Here is a 17,227-nt window from a genome sequence, read left to right on the forward strand (position 1 = left end):
TTTAGTATTTTTCAGTTTTTTCTGATATTAGTGTTGTGCTTCTTATTTTGTTTTTTACTAATTTTATACCCACTATTTTCGATGGTGTTGACGTTGGATCCATTACTTACAGAGATCAGCTTAATGCTAAGCTCTTATCTATTTTCGCCAATCTGGCTACATGAGCATGCTACTCAAGGTCTACTGACGCTGCTATTGCGATTTTTTTCTCTTTTGCTTTCCTTATGCTTCATGCTGGTTACTATATACCTTGGTTCTACCATAAAAGTACCAGCATGTGATGCACTTTTAGTGCCCGCTACTATCGGGAATATTTTTGCACTTGGAGAACAAGTATTCGCTCTCTATATCACTCTGTTTCCGTCTTACTCGTTAATTTATGGGGTACTAGCAGTGATTCGTATTCTATTTCTCTAGGTATACTAGATCTGGTGCATTGAGTTAATAAGAGACGGAGATTACTCCGTTACTGCATGAACTGGTCAAGTCAATTAGATAAAAAATACAATCGAGATAAGTGATCGTATTGATATAATAGTCAACCAGGTAGCTGTTCCTATAAAATGGTAAACGGTAGAGAGTTACGACGTTAAAATTCTATCTCCGGATAGAGATAGAGCACTAAAAAAAAACATCCGCTACATGACTATATATTAATCGATGAACACAAGAAGAGCACTCTTAATTGATATCTGTCAGGTAGAGCGGGAGAGGATAGTTCTAGTATTTAACTTTACAAAAAAATAGATACTGATCCGGGTTTTTATAGGACCCATAAGGCATGGATGCTTTCACCATTCACGGCGAGTCTATCGGACGGTATATTTAAGAAAGAGCACTACGAATGTATCACTTGTGCTTTCCTGAAACTGCTCGGGAGTTTCAACAATATTATTAGTTTTAGTGGGAAGTATTACGTAAATCGTTACATCAGTTCCTAGACTCCGAGAAGGATGCCTATGACAGCATGTCGCATCACCAGATGGTATTAGATGAAAAAAAATCATCCAGTGGCGGTATGAAGTATTTATGTTAATGCCAATAATGAAGCCGCTATACGTTTTTTTTTGCGGTACGGCAGAAAGTACGGAACAAAGGTTTTGGCACACTAATCGTAATAACGCTAGAGTCTGTGTCTTGCCAGGAAGGAGTCCAATACATGCTATGCAGGGCACATGAAGATACAGTGGTTTTTTCAGCGCACTCAGTTTTTTTTAAAAAAAGTGAGATGAATGGTTTGATATCACACTTCTTTAGCATGTTTTGATGGTCAAGCCTCATTGTCTACCCTAGACGATATTTTACATCACATCAATCGGTGTGCTCATTTACAGTAAATGTGGTATCATCCTCATCTCGCTTAGTAAGCAGATGAGGTACGGATCCGGTCAGTATACAACCGGGCAAAAGTTTATAATAATCATGACTAAAACTGGCAATCAAAATCTAAATTACACACTCTTCGGTGGCAATTTTTTTACCGATAACCCTGACTGTCTGGGGGGGTTGATTTGACTATTGCTACGTAAACGTTATCTCGAAAGCAACATTATTTTACCCGATACCCATATTAGACATAGTAAACTGGTAATTGGTAGGCTCGCAGCAGTAGCGGATCTGGGATCCTTCTCCGAAGATTTAGAGTGATGGGACAGGGATAAACATGAGTACACATTAAGGTCGAACTATATGAAAATAACATGAACAGGCTGTATTTCAAAGGATTTTTTATTGTGCTAACTACAGCACTACAATATCCGCTTAAAGAAAGATAGATAGGACTCCACCAACTCTACCTCCAAGCTTATATACCTAGATTCGTAGACCTTACTCTATCTAAAAATCCAGCGTATTGCTGATTTTTCTTGCTCTGAACATTCCCTAGCCGTTTTAGGTCAACTGGGATTATAAGAGGATAAAGATCGATTCTGTCTATAGACAGCTTGCATCTCCGTTAATTTAGGCGCGGGGTAAAAAGACCATATGTATAAATTATAAAAGATATAAGGAAAAAGCAGAAAGCGTTAAAAAACTAATAAGTGCACCAAGATGGATAGGAAGTTTAAGTGTGTTCGCCTAATTTCATCAGCAAGCAATTGAACTAACAAATTGTTTGTTAATTCTTTTTATTGAAAAAATCAAGATCCTAGGTAATATAGGACTCTTTTGGTACGCTACTAATGAAATTAGTGCGTAGGCTACGGATAGCCGAGATGATAATGGAAAAAAAATACAGATCGTCTTTTTAAATCATATGCGTTGTATAAAATTATTTTATACCGTATACTGGTGCAGTATACATCTTCTGATGTATTTATCGCTATCATCATAAATTATCACTCTGAACATGCTTCTTCAGAGCGGCTATTACCTTCTCTAATTTACCCCCATAGCGCTTAAAATGAATAAAATCAAGCTAAAGTGAATCCATGTCATACTCACAGTAGTATCAGAGGTTACAGTTAGAGAAGTCAATCGATTAATCAGAAGTTCATCACATAGAGTACCTCAGTCTTTTAAAAAATATGTCGTGTGGTGACTAATTGAATATCCCCTCCAAAGTATCTATAGCTAGAAGCTAATTAATATGAATCCGGATGAATTATCACCGCCGGCAAAGTATCATCAGTGCGTAGCGTCATGATTTCGCAACCATCTTTGATCACTACGATTGTATGTTCGTACTGGGCTGAGAGGCTATGATCTTTAGTTTTTACAGTCCAGCCATCTTTCATTGTTCGGATACTAGAATTGCCTGCATTAACCATTGGTTCAATAGTAAAAGCCATACCTGGGCACAATATGATACCCTCATCCTCTGCTGCATAATGCAATACCTGTGGCTCTTCGTGAAAACCTGCCCCGATCCCGTGGCCGCAATACTCACGCACCACAGAGAAACCCTCTGCTTCAACAAATTGTTGCATCGCTTTACCGATGGTAGATAAACGGATACCAGGCCGAGTCATACCAATAGCCAAATCAAGAGTTTCTTTCGTTACCCGGCATAACCTTTCACCTAAAATACTTGGTTTTCCGACGATAAACATCTTTGATGTGTCGCCATGAAATCCATTTTTTACGATTGTGACGTCAATATTCAGAATATCACCATCCTTAAGTTTTTTTTTATTACTCGGAATCCCGTGGCACACCACTTCATTTACGGAAATGCAGACTGATTTTGGAAAACCATGATAACCGAGAGATGCGGAAGCGGCATGTTGTCTCTCAATAATGTGCTGGGAACATACACGATCTAATTCGCCAGTGCTAACGCCTGGTTTGATATAAGATTCAATCATTTCTAGCACCTCGCTAGCAAGCCGGCCAACAACGCGCATTTGAGCAATATCGTCAAATGTTTTAATAGGAATAGACATAATAGAAATCCACAGTCGACGCAAGGGTCACGAATAACATAAGATACATTAGGGAATGATATATATCATATCAGTATCACTCAACACTGCCAATTCATCATTTCATTCCTGCTTTTAGGAAAAACTTGTGGAGTCTATTTATACTTTATGGTATAAAGCGCGCCGCGCGCTCGACGATTAAAGTTGATTTTTATATCATAAGCGCTTTTTGCCGCAATGAAACTCAATTGCGTTATTACACACATATATCGACACATGTATCGGGGTGCTTAGATCGTAAGATTGGAGTCGGTTGCATGGGATATGTGGAGGTATAACCCCACACTTACATAGAGGTTATTATGGCAACTGTTTCTATGCGTGACATGCTCCAGGCTGGTGTCCATTTTGGTCACCAAACTCGTTATTGGAATCCGAAAATGAAACCTTTTATCTTCGGAGCTCGTAATAAAGTTCACATTATTAATCTAGAACACACTGTCCCAATGTTTAATATTGCTCTAGCTGAGTTAAATAAAATTGCTTCACGAAAAGGAAAAATTTTATTTGTTGGTACTAAGCGGGCAGCAAGCTCTGCACTAAAAGAAGCGAGCAATAGCTGCAATCAATTCTTTGTAAACCACCGTTGGTTAGGTGGGATGTTAACGAATTGGAAAACTGTTCGTCAGTCTATTAAGCGTTTAAAAGATCTAGAAACCCAATCGCAGGACGGTACTTTTGAGAAATTAACTAAGAAAGAAGCCTTGATACGTACTCGTGAGCTAGATAAGTTAGAAAACAGCCTCGGCGGCATTAAGGATATGGGTGGTCTGCCGGATGCACTGTTTGTTATCGATGCGGAGCATGAGCATATCGCTATCAAGGAAGCCAATAACCTTGGCATTCCAATTTTTGCCATTGTTGATACCAACTCTAATCCAGATGGAATCGACTTTATTATTCCGGGGAATGACGACGCCATCCGTGCGATCAACCTATATCTGACTGCCGTAGCGACTAGCGTGCAGGAAGGTCGTTGTCAAGGTCTGATAGAAGAGCCTGAAATCAGCTTCTTAGAAAGAAAATAAGTACAGAATATATCTCTCAGGTTTCCTTATGAAGCAAATTTGATTATATCACTTAAAAGGCCTGTCTTCAGGCCTTTTTTATACCTACCTCAAGTATGTAAATAAAAAGGGAAAATCATGGTTGATGTTACCGCCACTCTAATTAAAGAACTGCGAGAACGTACTGGCTCGGGAATTATGGAATGTAAAATGGCCCTACTTGAAGCTGAGGGAGATATTAAACGGGCTATTGATAATATGCGTAAATCCGGCCAGGCGAAAGCCGCTAAGAAAGCCAGGCGCATCGCCGCTGAAGGAATCATCCTGATAAAAATTGCGCAGGATAGTAAATATGGCGTCATTCTTGAGCTGAACTGTGAAACTGATTTTGTTGCTAAAGATAGGGATTTTAAAACATTTGGAGACGCGATTATCACATCGGCTCTGAACGAACGTATTACTGATATTCAGGTACTGAAGAGTAAATTTGAAGATCAGCGAATCCAACTGGTGACTAAGATTGGGGAAAATATCAATATTCGTCACTTTGGTGTGGTAGAAGGTGACGTACTCGGTTCCTATCTACATGGCACACGTATTGGCGTTATAGTCTCCGCAATTAATGCAGATCAGGAACTTCTAAAACACATTGCAATGCATATTGCAGCCAGCAAACCGGAATATATTAATACGACTGATGTCCCGCCCGATGTCGTTTCTCATGAGTATCAAATTCAGCTTAATATAGCGATGCAGTCCGGTAAACCAAGGACGATTGCAGAGAAAATAGTTGAAGGGCGTATACGCAAGTTTATTAATGAGATTTCTTTAATAGGCCAGCACTTTGTGATGGATCCAAGCAAGACTGTTGGGCAACTATTAAGTGAACATGATTCTCAAGTTAAAAACTTTGTTTATTTTGCAGTAGGCCAAGGTATTGAGAAAGCCAAAGTGAATTTCGTTGATGAAGTAGCCGCGATCGGTAAGCAGTTTTAATCAAGGTGTTTATCAGTATCTACAGGAGGCTCTCTCCTTAAATTAGTTGGTATAAGACGACAGGTATCATCATATATAAGCCGAGCTTAAGCACTATGGGATAGAATCCCCCCTGAAGGAATAAATTCAATGGCAACTAATGCAAAACCCATCTACCGGCGTATCCTTCTCAAATTAAGTGGCGAAGCTTTACAAGGTGCGGAAGATTTCGGTATCGATGCCAGTATACTGGATCGCCTGGCTCAGGAAATAAAAGAACTAGTCGATCTGGGTATTCAGATTGGGGTGGTGATAGGTGGCGGAAACTTATTTCGCGGGGCTGGGTTAGCAATGGCTGGAATGAACCGTGTTATGGGTGATCATATGGGGATGTTGGCCACAGTAATGAATGGTCTAGCAATGCTCGATGCATTGCACCGTTCTTACGTTAATGCTAGGCTAATGTCAGCAATCCCTCTGAATGGAGTCTGCGATAATTATAGCTGGGCTCAGGCTATTCGCCTCCTACGAAAGCATTGTGTAGTCATTTTCGCCTCTGGTACTGGTAATCCTTTTTTTACTACCGATTCTGCCGCTTGTCTAAGGGGTATTGAAATCGAAGCAGAGGCTGTTCTAAAAGCGACAAAAGTCGCTGGCGTTTTTTCCGCTGATCCGGTAAAGCATCCAGAAGCTAGACTCTACGATCAATTAAGCTACCAGGATGTACTGGAAAAAGAACTAAAAGTAATGGATTTGGCTGCTTTTACTCTAGCGCGAGATTATAATCTACCAATACGCGTATTTAACATGAACACACCCGGCGCATTGCGCCGGGTGGTCATGGGTGATAAAGAAGGTACCTTGATTACCAAATAATTTATAACGGGACCATAGCAACTAATCGCTATGGTCCGCATAATTCACTAAGTCTAAAGGGTTCGTAAGGTGATTAATAAAATCCATAAAGATGCTGATATTCGCATGGAGAAATGCGTTGAGAGCTTTAAAAATCATATTAGAAAAATTCGAACAGGACGTGCTTCTCCTAGTTTTCTTGATGGTATTCAAATCAAATATTACGGTGCGCTGACGCCGATACGTCAGATCGCTAACGTTATCGCTGAAGATTCTCGCACTCTAACTGTCACTGTTTTTGACCGTACCCTGACGTCAGCAGTAGAAAAAGCTATTATGACTTCCGATTTGGGATTAAATCCTTCTTCCATCGGAACTGTTATTCATGTTCCTCTACCTCCACTAACTGAAGAGCGCCGCCGTGATTTAATCAAGATAGTGCGTAGCGAGGCAGAACAGGGCAGAGTGTCGGTGCGAAATGTCCGTCGTGATACGAATGAAAAAGCAAAATCACTATTGAAAGATAAAGCTATAAGTGAAGATGAAGAACGCCGTTTACAAGACAAGATTCAAAATCTAACAGATGGGTGGATTAAAACTCTTGATCGTATCTTGCTGGAGAAAGAAAAAGAATTAATCGTTATCTAATGCTTTCGCATTACTGATTTGACCATATTAAGATAGGATATCTCTATCCTGAGAGAGTTTTTAGAAAGAGTTCAAATAAGACTTAAGATGAGACTAGTCGTCTTGAAAGTAAGTTGTGAGGCTACATCAGAGATAAGTATCATCTGATGAGCGTAACAAACTAAAAAGAGCATCAGAAATCTGTGCTCTTCTGGACTAATACAACCGCAAGAGTAAGATACTAGTACAGATTCTCATTCCACTTTCGTGTTTTTAACAATACACTAAATAAATGTCTAATGTCTTTAGCGATAAACCGGATGGAGAGCGCAGATATCCAAAACTTTATTTTTAACATATTCAATAACCTTATCATCATGTATATTTTCTAGCACATCGCATACCCAACCCGCTAAGCGCCTCACGTCAGGTTCGGTAAAACCGCGTCGGGTAATCGCGGGCGTTCCGATACGTATGCCGGAAGTAATGAACGGGCTTTTCGGATCGTTAGGCACACCATTTTTATTGACAGTGATATTAGCACGACCCAGAGCTTCATCTGCTTCTTTCCCGGTCAAATTTTTATCTACTAAATCCACAAGAAACAGGTGGTTATCAGTACCTCCTGAGACAATTTTGAAGCCACGTGATAAGAAGATCTGCACCATAGCCTTCGCATTCTTAGCTACGTTCTGCTGATAGATTTTAAATGTAGGCTCCATCGCTTCTTTTAGCGCCACTGCCTTAGCAGCAATAACATGCATTAATGGCCCCCCTTGTACGCCTGGGAAAACGGCGGAATTCAGTTTTTTATATAACCCTTCGCTTCCGCCTTTTGCAAGAATCATACCCCCACGTGGGCCAGCCAGAGTCTTGTGGGTAGTTGTTGTTACAACATGCGCATGAGGCAACGGATTTGGATAAATACCGGCGGCGACAAGACCTGCCACATGTGCCATATCGACAAATAGATATGCATCAATGCTATTAACAATTTGTCGCATTTTAGCCCAGTCGATAATACCGGAATAAGCAGAAAAACCGCCGATGATCATTTTGGGCTGATGGGTTTTCGCTAACCTTTCCAATTGCAAATAATCAATATGTCCTTTATTATCAACACCATAACATACTACGTTATATAGTTTTCCAGAAAAATTAACTGGGGAACCATGGGTTAAATGGCCGCCATGTGCTAAATCCATACCCAATACGGTATCACCTGGTTGAAGTAAAGTGCTATAAACAGCAAAATTAGCTTGTGATCCAGAATGAGGCTGCACATTGACATAATCTGCGCCAAAAAGAGATTTCGCACGATCGATAGCTAGCTGCTCTACTTGGTCGACATATTGACATCCACCATAATAACGTCTTCCGGGATAGCCCTCGGCATATTTATTAGTTAATAGTGAGCCTTGCGCCTCCATTACACGTAAGCTGGTGTAATTTTCAGATGCGATTAGTTCAATATGGTCTTCCTGTCGTAAGACTTCTTTTTCCATAGCCTGCCACAATTCTATATCATAATCAGCAATCTTCATATTGTTCTTAAACATCTATTTCCCCTTAAGCCCCCCCTCCTGAGTACTGGGGGAATAAAAGAGAGGAGATAATAACCTCTCTGTCTAATATTTGTCTAAACTTTCGATAAGGTTCTTCAGTGTGGCTGGTGTGCAAACAATACGGTCTTAATATGACCGATATTAACTGTAGCTCTGCTATAAGACTCTCTCAAAAAATATGGATGCAGACGTATAGAGACATTTTTATTGGACATATTTACGTTTTATAGAGTTTTCCGCCGAAAACAAATCTTAACAAAAGCAAAACATCTCAATAACTTATTTCCAATAAGAATAGAACATAACTACTCATAACAGTCATGTGTAATTGAGGACCACGCAATTTCAGTCTATACACATAGCATACCGTTTAGCAGAAATGCATGGCTTGTCTCATCATTCACATATCGGTATAGTAGACTGCCGTCTTGACTTACACGCTATCCCATCGCTCGTGAAATAGCGAAAGTCTCATAATAGAGTCGATTTTAGATACTAGTAGTTATTACTTGGAGTCATTCTTCATTTCTTTGGTTTCCAACTGTACGAATAAATACTGGGTATTTCACTTAATAACAGTACCTATCGTATCATAACTTATCTTCTAATAGTTATTGCGCCCTCTGTCGAGATCGCCAGAGGGCGCACCGGTGCTCTTTTCTTTATTGTTGTTGTTTAGTTCGCAATTTTTTGGCGGCACTTACCATATTAGCCAAAGCCTGTCGGGTTTCTAGCCAGCCTCGGGTTTTTAATCCGCAATCTGGATTTACCCATAGACGTTCCGGCGGAATTCTCTGAGCTGCTTTGGAGAGTAAATCAAGCATCCAGTCTTCTTTTGGAACATTGGGCGAGTGAATATCATATACGCCAGGCCCAATTTCATTGGGATAATCAAATTCCTTAAAGGTTTTCAACAGCTCCATATCTGATCGTGATGTTTCAATTGTAATAACATCCGCATCAAGCGCTGCAATGGCATTCATTATATCGTTGAATTCACAATAACACATATGAGTATGAATTTGGGTGTTATCCTTTGCTACCGCGGCATGTAAGCGGAATGCCTCTACTGCCCACTCTAGGTAATTATTCCATTCCGAGTTTTTTAGAGGGAGCCCCTCGCGCAATGCTGGTTCGTCGATCTGAATGATACCAATACCCGCCTGTTCTAAATCTGTTACTTCATCACGCAATGCGAGCGCGATTTGACGGGCAATGGTTTTACGACTCACATCTTCACGGGGAAATGACCAGCATAAAATTGTAACGGGACCAGTCAGCATTCCTTTTACAGGTTTCTTAGTCAAAGATTGGGCATAACATGCCCAGTCAAGTGTAATCGGCGCTGGACGACTAATATCGCCGATGATGATGGGCGGTTTTACGCAGCGGGAACCATAGCTCTGCACCCACCCGTTCTGAGTGAAGACAAAACCGTTAAGATGTTCACCAAAATATTCTACCATGTCATTGCGCTCTGCTTCCCCGTGCACTAATACATCTATCCCTAGCTCTTCCTGTGCTAAAATAGCTTGTTTAATATGTTCGCGAATACCTTGATGATAGCGACTGCTGTCTAGCAGTCCCTTTTTAAACTTGAGACGTAGGCTGCGGATTTCACTAGTTTGCGGAAAAGAGCCTATCGTAGTGGTTGGAAAAACGGGCAAATTAAAGCGTGCTCTCTGTAATGGAGCGCGCTTAGCATATGGTTGATTCCGTTGACTATCGGCCTCCGTGATCTTTTCCAGACGTATTTTAACCTCTGGATTATGTACCCGGATGGAGTGCTGGCGGGCATAGATCGGTAAACTATACTGGATTAGCTCTGATTTATTCTGATCATTTGGCATATTTAAGGCAGTACACAACAAACCCAATTCCGTGCACTTTTGTTGTGCAAAAGCCAACCAGCTTTTCACCTCGTTGTCTAGATGGGTTTCGACACTTAAATCAATTGGGCTATGCAGTAGCGAGCAGGACGATCCGATCCACAATTCACGATTCTTAACAATAGGGTGTAATTGTTTAAACCACTTATGTAAATCGGCACGCCAGACGTTACGTCCATTAATGACACCAGCAGATAACAACCAGTGTGACGGCAGTTTTTGATCCAGTTTGTCTAGATCGTCGTTCCCCGCGACTAAATCTACATGCAATCCCTGAATTGGCAGCGTTGTAATAATATTTAAGTGGTGACCTATACTATCAAAATAGGTGGTTAGAAGAAGTTTAACCTTTCCTTGAAGAGATTCATAGGCATCGCGATAGGCATCACACCATGTTTTCGGTAGTTCTAATACTAATGCTGGCTCGTCTATTTGCACCCAGATGATACCACGTTTAGCTAGTTCACCTAGTACATATGAATACACTGGTAGCATTGATTGCAATAGAGATAGACGATCAAAGTTCTTGCCCTTTACCTTACCTAACCAGAGGTAACTGATTGGCCCAAGCAGCACCGGCTTTACGCGGTAGCCCAGCGTCAATGCTTCGTCTACTTCATCTAGTAACTGACTCCAGCCAAAACAAAACTGCTGTTCTATGGAAAATTCAGGGACTATATAATGGTAATTAGTATTAAACCATTTCGTCATTTCAGAGGCAGAGGTAGACTCACCAGTCGGTGCAATCCCTCTTCCAATACGAAATAGAGTATCGATGTTACTGGAATGCGTACTATGGCGATGTCGTGTTGGGATATTATCTAACATTAGACTAGTGGTGAGGACATGATCGTACCAAGCAAAATCACCCACGGGCAGAAGGTCAACCCCAGCGTCTTTCTGCTGTTGCCAATGACGCACGCGCAGTTTACGGCCAGTCTCTAGTAACTGTTTCTGGCTAATATTGCCGGCCCAATAACTTTCTTGCGCTTTCTTTAATTCCCGGTGCAGACCTACACGGGGAAACCCCAGTGTATGACTCAGAATTACCATTTACCCTCTCCTATTATAGGCGCCTAGATGTTTACACATTAATAATCACCATGTAATGTACTGTTCACAAGCGCAAATTATTCACTTCTAGGTGAAATATTCTCATGATCGAACTCAAACATCTACGAACGCTACAAGCGTTGCGTAATAGCGGTTCGCTGGCGACTGCTGCAATGCAGTTACACCAGACTCAATCGGCGCTGTCACATCAGTTCATTAATTTAGAGCAACGGCTGGGATTTCGTTTGTTTGTGCGTAAAAGCCAACCGTTACGTTTTTCACCGCAGGGTGAGATTCTACTTCAACTAGCCGAACAGATCCTGCCTCAAGTGCAGCAGGCAGTACAAACCTGCAAAGAACCCCATCAGCAGGCTACCTTACGTTTAGCCATTGAATGTCATAGCTGCATTCAGTGGCTAACACCAGCGTTAGCTGAATTTCACCAGCAGTGCCCGCATGTCTTGATAGATTTCCGTTCTGGCATGACCTTCGATCCGAAACCGGCGCTACTACAGGGGGAGCTAGACCTGGTACTGACTTCGGATATTTTAGTTCGTAGTACACTCTACTATGCTCCGATGTTCGATTTCGAGATTAGACTGGTGCTGTCCCCGGATCATGCCCTTGCGACCCAGGCTGTCATTGCTCCAAAACATTTAGATCAGCAGACATTATTAATCTATCCAGTACAGCCTAATCGAATAGATATTTGGCGCCATTTTCTGCAACCAGCGGGAATTAGCCCAGTATTAAAAACCGTCGATAATACGCTATTGTTAATTCAAATGGTATCAGCACGCATGGGTATCGCTGCGTTACCTCATTGGGTTGTAGAAAGTTTTGAACGCCAGGGACTGATCTCTACTCGAAAGCTTGGGGGAGGATTATGGAGACGACTGTACGCCGTTGTTCGTGACGGAGAACAACGCCAGCCGGCAATTGATGCATTTATCCGTTCAGCTCAACAGCACGCCTGTAATTATTTACCTTACGTTCAATCTGCTAAAGAAGCGGGTTGTTAATCTTTTGTCCTGAGTCTTGAAAGATAATGACCCGGAGATAAATATAATTCCTATCCACTCCCAATCTATTCATAGAATAGATACCCAATGATATATATCATTTGTTGAGGGTAAAATACCATACATACTGATCATCTATGATCCGGAAACAACTACTCTCGAGGTCAGCACTGATTGTAAGGAAAGAAAAGTCTATTCACTTTAATGAAACATTAAATTTTAAATTGATATTTAACGTTTCTCTATATCAAGAGCTTCACACGAACAGTCGTTTTTTTTCTCTGTATACGTAGGTTTGTTAGCAGCATAAAAAGTCTTTAAATCTGTCTGGAAACTAGAAATCCATGATTAAAAATAAATTGTGACGTATTAAATGAGTGCTGCTTTTAAAATCATTACTTCTTTATATGAAAATATTGAAAGAAATATTTCATGCGGCATATCTATTACATACATTTTCGATATACGAGGTTAGTTGTAATTTACTACTGAGTAGTAATAAAATTAGCGAAAATCAAGATTAACAAACCCTTTATGTTTGCATGACGCAAAAACAATATTTATTACGGTGCGTACTATAACAAACAAACTAGATGTTATTTTCTTACTAGGGGGATAAATGAGAAACAGCTAGTAATATTTTCATATCTTCTCAAAATCTAGACGATTACGTTAACAAAAAGAGAGATCTAATTAACTTCATTGTAAGGATATGTTTTAACCTAAAATAAAAAGATATGTATCGCAATACATATCTTTTATCTGGTTCTGATAGCCTTTTCTGTGCTTCAGATCTAAAAAAATACAGAATCAAGCATTCCATTGAATATCTAGCACACCAATATTAAAACAATCAGGTTAATAACCCTATCCATCTCTTTCGTATTAACTGAGGTTGAAAAGTGATTTTTTTCGTAGACGTTGATTGCCTATATTTTCAATATGTTAGATACTATCCTTGTTTCTAATCTAGAATGGTTTTTTTGTGCCAACAGAGCACTTATGATTAATATCAAATTACTACGTTTCTAGTAATTAGACTTGGCTTTTCTTATCCACTCCAAAAGGTTTTGACGGATATAAATGTAAAAAACCATTATCTAAAAACTGTTTCAGGTTAAAGAAGTGTCATGTTGAAAAATCGTCCACCCCTCTGTGTTTTAAAGTTACTTATTTTTTATATTTTCTAAAGTCGGAATTTTAATTCTATTAAGACAGACGAAATAACAAATTGGAAAACATATTTATTATAATACGCAATATTTTATTGTTAATCCAGATTGAGTAACAAAAATATTATCTTGATTTTAGTTTGTTTTTTCTAAAATAGAATACAGTAATATGATATTAAATTATTTAATTAAGATTCCTAATCTGGATTAAATAATTGTGGACAGAGAATATTAAAATAGATATCGTAAATTTAGTGATATTGTGATATCTGCTAGGAATAATTATGATTAGGCGATGCAATTGTCGAAACTCAACAAGCTATTAAAAATAAATACCGTAAATTACTCGTATAGAAAATCATCTTTTATCGCCCTTATTCTTTTAGTAATTACTGTAGTAATCTACTAAATTTAAATCAACGATTTAAATACAAGACTCCATGACATATATAATCATATCTATGAAATAGATAATGTAGTTTGTCTTTTGACAAACATAAGATGATATATATTGATAATATATACTAAACTTTAGCTAGTATCAATAGCTTGTTTATTAAACAACATTTTTTCTCCCTTGTCTGAAAAATCGAAATTGTATTCAAGTTAATATCTAAACTATATTGATAATAATCTTATCTCCTCTCCTGGAGAGGGTGTAAATAGGAAAACAAAACCGGATTTTTTTAGAATAAAGATTTCTGATGGATGAAATAAGCATAACCCCTTAATATTATATGTTCATTATATCTAACTTCCTCAACGTCACTATTACGAAGTAGATAAAGCAATTGTTTCTATAATTCATCGTAACACTAGAGGTTGTATTTTATCAATACACATGAGTCTTGATTATAATTTAGTTGCTTAGCTATATCGAAAATATTTATGCGTAATTGTAGAAGGTTGCGATGAAAATTTGTTATGTTTTTTAGCCGATATCTGATTAATCTGCCAGATTAGAAGAAAATATGAATGTATCGATAAATATAAAATGGCCTCTGATCATTCTTTTAATGCTGCCATTTACGCTAGCGATAGGGTGCTTGATTCAGATTAAACACTTTGCCCCCGAGCCATTAATTCTCAAGAAGGATGAGATTTTTACTCTTCCGTCTGGAACGAATTACGCGGGTTTAGAAAAACTACTTCGTCGACAGCATTTAGCAAAGAAAACATGCTGGCTGCCGTGGCTTATCAAATTAGAACCAAAACTGGCAGAAGTTAAGGCTGGTACGTATCGCCTACAGCCAGGCATGACGGTCAGAGACCTATTAAATCTGCTGGTTAGTGGTAAAGAAGCGCAGTTTTCCATCCAATTTATCGAAGGAGAAAGGCTTAAAGAATGGTTGACTGTTCTTTCTCGAGCACCATATATGAAACATGATTTGCACGACGTTACACCGCAAACACTAGGTGTGAAACTAGGGGATCCGGCTGATAGTATCTTGGAAGGGGAATTTTATCCTGACACTTATCTTTATACTGCAACTACTTCCGACAGTGCGATTCTTAAACGTGCACGTCAGCGTATGAAACTCATGCTACTGAAAATCTGGGAGGGACGAGCCGAAGGGCTACCCTATGAGACACCTCAAGAACTGTTAATTATGGCTTCAATTGTTGAGAAAGAAACAGCAATAAAAGAAGAGAGGGCAAGGGTAGCCTCGGTATTTATAAATCGCCTGCGTGCTGGGATGAAACTACAGACTGACCCCACAGTTATCTATGGTATAAGCGAAGATTATCATAACAGTATCACAAGGCGGGATTTAATGACTCCGACACCGTATAATACTTATATTATTAACGGGTTGCCTCCTACACCGATCGCTATGCCTGGCCAGGCTTCCCTTAAAGCCGCCGCGCATCCAGAAGAGAGCGAGTATCTTTATTTTGTCGCCGATGGGCGAGGTGGGCACGTGTTTAGCACTAACTTGGCGAGTCATAACCAGGCAGTACGGAAATATCGACAAGGCCACGATATAAGGGGAAATAATGAATAGTAAATTTATAGTTATTGAAGGTCTGGAAGGCGCCGGAAAAACCAGTTCGATCGAGCAGGTAGCAGATGTTCTTCATCAGCAGGGTATTCGAGATATGGTTTTTACACGAGAGCCAGGAGGTACACCGATGGCGGAGGTGTTACGCACTCTAATTCAGGATAAGCGAGGCGAAGAACCTATTACAGACCTCGCCGAATTATTGATGCTCTACGCCGCGCGAGTACAGTTGGTCGAAACGGTGATCAAACCATCGTTACTTCGTGGCGCGTGGGTGATAGGCGATCGCCACGATCTTTCCTCTCAAGCGTATCAGGGGGGTGGGCGTGGAATAGATATGCGCTTCTTACAAACTCTTCGGGATGCCGTGTTAGGGGAACTGCATCCCGACTTAACATTATACCTGGATGTTCCACCTTTACTCGGTCTAGCTCGTATTCGCACAAAAGGAGAACTGGATCGTATCGAGCGGGAGTCTTTAACATTTTTCAATCGAACCCGTACGCGTTATCAGGAATTAGCAGCGGAAGACGACCGTATCATGACGATTGATGCTAGCCAGCCATTAGCAATAGTGAATGCAACTATTCGTCACCGGTTAAGGAAATGGCTGTCCTTACAGGACTCAACATGGTGAAATGGTATCCATGGCTTAATTCTCCTTATCGACAAATCCTAACTAGCTATCAGCAGAAACGTGGACATCATGCTCTATTACTGCACAGCCAGTCTGGTAATGGTGAAGCGTCTTTATGCTATGCTCTTAGCCGATGGCTAATCTGTCGACAACCAGACGGTATAAAAAGCTGTGGAAATTGCCACAGTTGTCAACTGATGAAGATTAATAATCATCCTGATGTGTATCAACTACAGCCAGAACAAGGGCGAAAAAGTCTGGGCATAGATAGTGTCCGTAGCATAATTGACAGTTTATATGCTCGGGCGAGTCAGGGCGGGGCAAAAGTAATACATCTGTCCCAGTCTGAGCTGCTCACAGAGCAAGCGGCTAATGCGCTCTTGAAAACTTTAGAGGAGCCGCCGGACAACACCTATTTTATACTAATCTGCCAAACACCCGCTTCCCTGTTGCCAACCCTGAGAAGTAGATGTCTTTATTGGCCGCTGCCAGCGCCTGAGGAAGAACTTAGTTTCCGCTGGTTGCGGAAAGCGGGTTACCAACATCCACCACTATCGACTCGCACTGCACTTCGCCTCTGTGGGGGCGCCCCACTAGCAGCAGAAGCCTTGCTGAAACCAGTACGTTGGCAGGATCGCCTAACATTTTGTAGGCGTTTGCAAGAAGCGCACGAAACCGGTAATTTTTTAGAACTTTTGCCAATATTAAACCGAGAGCAGGATAACGGGCCGTTGCATTGGATGCTCAGTCTGATAAGTGATGCGCTGAAATACCAGCATGGGGCAAAAGAATTCCTACTGAATGCTGATAGATCTCAGCTAGTAGCCTTGATAGCAGCACGCTGGGCAACTAGCATCCTTCATGTACAGTGGCAGCAGTGGTTATATTATATATATCAGTGCCAGGAGATCAGCGGTATTAATCGTGAGTTATTACTCACTAAGTACTTGCTTAATTGGGAGCAAGCAGTTAAAGATGTTCGTATTTCTCTATGAGATAT

13 protein-coding genes are annotated in these 17,227 nt (G+C 40.3%); 10 read left to right on the plus strand and 3 right to left on the minus strand.

The window, feature by feature from the left end; translation table 11 throughout:
• Positions 1–123 precede the first annotated feature (123 nt).
• Together GFK82_RS01995 and GFK82_RS03950 are read left to right on the plus strand one after the other, a co-directional pair.
• The gene (locus GFK82_RS01995) at positions 124–417 is read left to right on the plus strand and encodes a YihY/virulence factor BrkB family protein (protein ID WP_226810280.1); all 294 of its coding nucleotides are present in this window, start codon (positions 124–126) and stop codon (positions 415–417) included.
• A gap of 1,101 nt (positions 418–1,518) precedes the next feature.
• Positions 1,519–1,647, plus strand: a complete 129-nt coding sequence (locus GFK82_RS03950; RefSeq protein WP_282100962.1) for a hypothetical protein — start codon at positions 1,519–1,521, stop codon at positions 1,645–1,647.
• Positions 1,648–2,582: 935 nt separating this feature from the next.
• Here the strand turns inward: GFK82_RS03950 and map are convergent.
• Positions 2,583–3,383 carry a type I methionyl aminopeptidase gene (map, locus tag GFK82_RS02000; protein WP_226810281.1) on the minus strand — a complete coding sequence of 267 codons (801 nt, stop codon included), beginning with the start codon at positions 3,381–3,383 and terminating at the stop codon, positions 2,583–2,585.
• Positions 3,384–3,724: 341 nt separating this feature from the next.
• Here map and rpsB point away from each other — a divergent pair, with 341 nt between their 5' ends.
• From rpsB to frr, 4 genes are all read left to right on the plus strand, one after another.
• Positions 3,725–4,450: a 30S ribosomal protein S2 gene (gene rpsB / locus GFK82_RS02005; RefSeq protein WP_226810282.1), complete on the plus strand. Its 726-nt coding sequence runs from the start codon at positions 3,725–3,727 to the stop codon at positions 4,448–4,450.
• 117 nt (positions 4,451–4,567) lie between these two features.
• Positions 4,568–5,425, plus strand: a complete 858-nt coding sequence (gene tsf, locus GFK82_RS02010) for a translation elongation factor Ts (protein ID WP_226810283.1) — start codon at positions 4,568–4,570, stop codon at positions 5,423–5,425.
• A 129-nt stretch (positions 5,426–5,554) separates the two neighbouring features.
• Entirely contained in the window at positions 5,555–6,280 is a 726-nt protein-coding gene (pyrH, locus tag GFK82_RS02015; RefSeq protein ID WP_226810284.1) for a UMP kinase, read from the plus strand.
• A gap of 69 nt (positions 6,281–6,349) precedes the next feature.
• Positions 6,350–6,907, plus strand: a complete 558-nt coding sequence (frr, locus tag GFK82_RS02020) for a ribosome recycling factor (protein WP_226810285.1) — start codon at positions 6,350–6,352, stop codon at positions 6,905–6,907.
• Between the two features lie 284 nt (positions 6,908–7,191).
• On the opposite strand, the gene glyA is transcribed toward frr, so the two are convergent.
• Both glyA and metE read right to left on the minus strand, forming a co-directional pair.
• Positions 7,192–8,445 carry a serine hydroxymethyltransferase gene (gene glyA / locus GFK82_RS02025; protein WP_226810286.1) on the minus strand — a complete coding sequence of 418 codons (1,254 nt, stop codon included), beginning with the start codon at positions 8,443–8,445 and terminating at the stop codon, positions 7,192–7,194.
• Positions 8,446–9,113: 668 nt separating this feature from the next.
• A complete protein-coding gene (metE, locus tag GFK82_RS02030; RefSeq protein WP_226810287.1) occupies positions 9,114–11,393 on the minus strand; it encodes a 5-methyltetrahydropteroyltriglutamate--homocysteine S-methyltransferase in 2,280 nt (759 codons plus the stop codon).
• 104 nt (positions 11,394–11,497) lie between these two features.
• On the opposite strand from metE, the gene metR reads away from it, so the two are divergent.
• The 4 genes from metR to holB all read left to right on the plus strand — a co-directional run bounded on the left by metR (position 11,498) and on the right by holB (position 17,222).
• Positions 11,498–12,415 (plus strand): HTH-type transcriptional regulator MetR, encoded by a 918-nt coding sequence (gene metR / locus GFK82_RS02035; protein ID WP_226810288.1) that lies wholly within the window; start codon positions 11,498–11,500, stop codon positions 12,413–12,415.
• A 2,143-nt stretch (positions 12,416–14,558) separates the two neighbouring features.
• Positions 14,559–15,593: an endolytic transglycosylase MltG gene (gene mltG / locus GFK82_RS02040; protein ID WP_420885608.1), complete on the plus strand. Its 1,035-nt coding sequence runs from the start codon at positions 14,559–14,561 to the stop codon at positions 15,591–15,593.
• Positions 15,586–16,227, plus strand: a complete 642-nt coding sequence (tmk, locus tag GFK82_RS02045; RefSeq protein ID WP_226810289.1) for a dTMP kinase — start codon at positions 15,586–15,588, stop codon at positions 16,225–16,227. Before mltG ends, tmk begins: the two co-directional genes overlap by 8 nt.
• Positions 16,224–17,222 carry a DNA polymerase III subunit delta' gene (gene holB / locus GFK82_RS02050; RefSeq protein ID WP_226811274.1) on the plus strand — a complete coding sequence of 333 codons (999 nt, stop codon included), beginning with the start codon at positions 16,224–16,226 and terminating at the stop codon, positions 17,220–17,222. Before tmk ends, holB begins: the two co-directional genes overlap by 4 nt.
• The last annotated feature ends 5 nt before the right edge of the window (positions 17,223–17,227 follow it).

The organism is Candidatus Steffania adelgidicola, from assembly GCF_020541225.1.
Lineage (GTDB): Bacteria > Pseudomonadota > Gammaproteobacteria > Enterobacterales > Enterobacteriaceae > Steffania > Steffania adelgidicola.

Bases quoted from the DNA above. Each gene is read 5' to 3' on its own strand.
- GFK82_RS01995 (WP_226810280.1), top strand. From the start codon at position 124: ATGCTAAGCTCTTATCTATTTTCGCCAATCTGGCTACATGAGCATGCT.
- map (WP_226810281.1), bottom strand. From the start codon at position 3,383: ATGTCTATTCCTATTAAAACATTTGACGATATTGCTCAAATGCGCGTT.
- rpsB (WP_226810282.1), top strand. From the start codon at position 3,725: ATGGCAACTGTTTCTATGCGTGACATGCTCCAGGCTGGTGTCCATTTT.
- tsf (WP_226810283.1), top strand. From the start codon at position 4,568: ATGGTTGATGTTACCGCCACTCTAATTAAAGAACTGCGAGAACGTACT.
- pyrH (WP_226810284.1), top strand. From the start codon at position 5,555: ATGGCAACTAATGCAAAACCCATCTACCGGCGTATCCTTCTCAAATTA.
- glyA (WP_226810286.1), bottom strand. From the start codon at position 8,445: ATGTTTAAGAACAATATGAAGATTGCTGATTATGATATAGAATTGTGG.
- metE (WP_226810287.1), bottom strand. From the start codon at position 11,393: ATGGTAATTCTGAGTCATACACTGGGGTTTCCCCGTGTAGGTCTGCAC.
- metR (WP_226810288.1), top strand. From the start codon at position 11,498: ATGATCGAACTCAAACATCTACGAACGCTACAAGCGTTGCGTAATAGC.
- mltG (WP_420885608.1), top strand. From the start codon at position 14,559: ATGAATGTATCGATAAATATAAAATGGCCTCTGATCATTCTTTTAATG.
- tmk (WP_226810289.1), top strand. From the start codon at position 15,586: ATGAATAGTAAATTTATAGTTATTGAAGGTCTGGAAGGCGCCGGAAAA.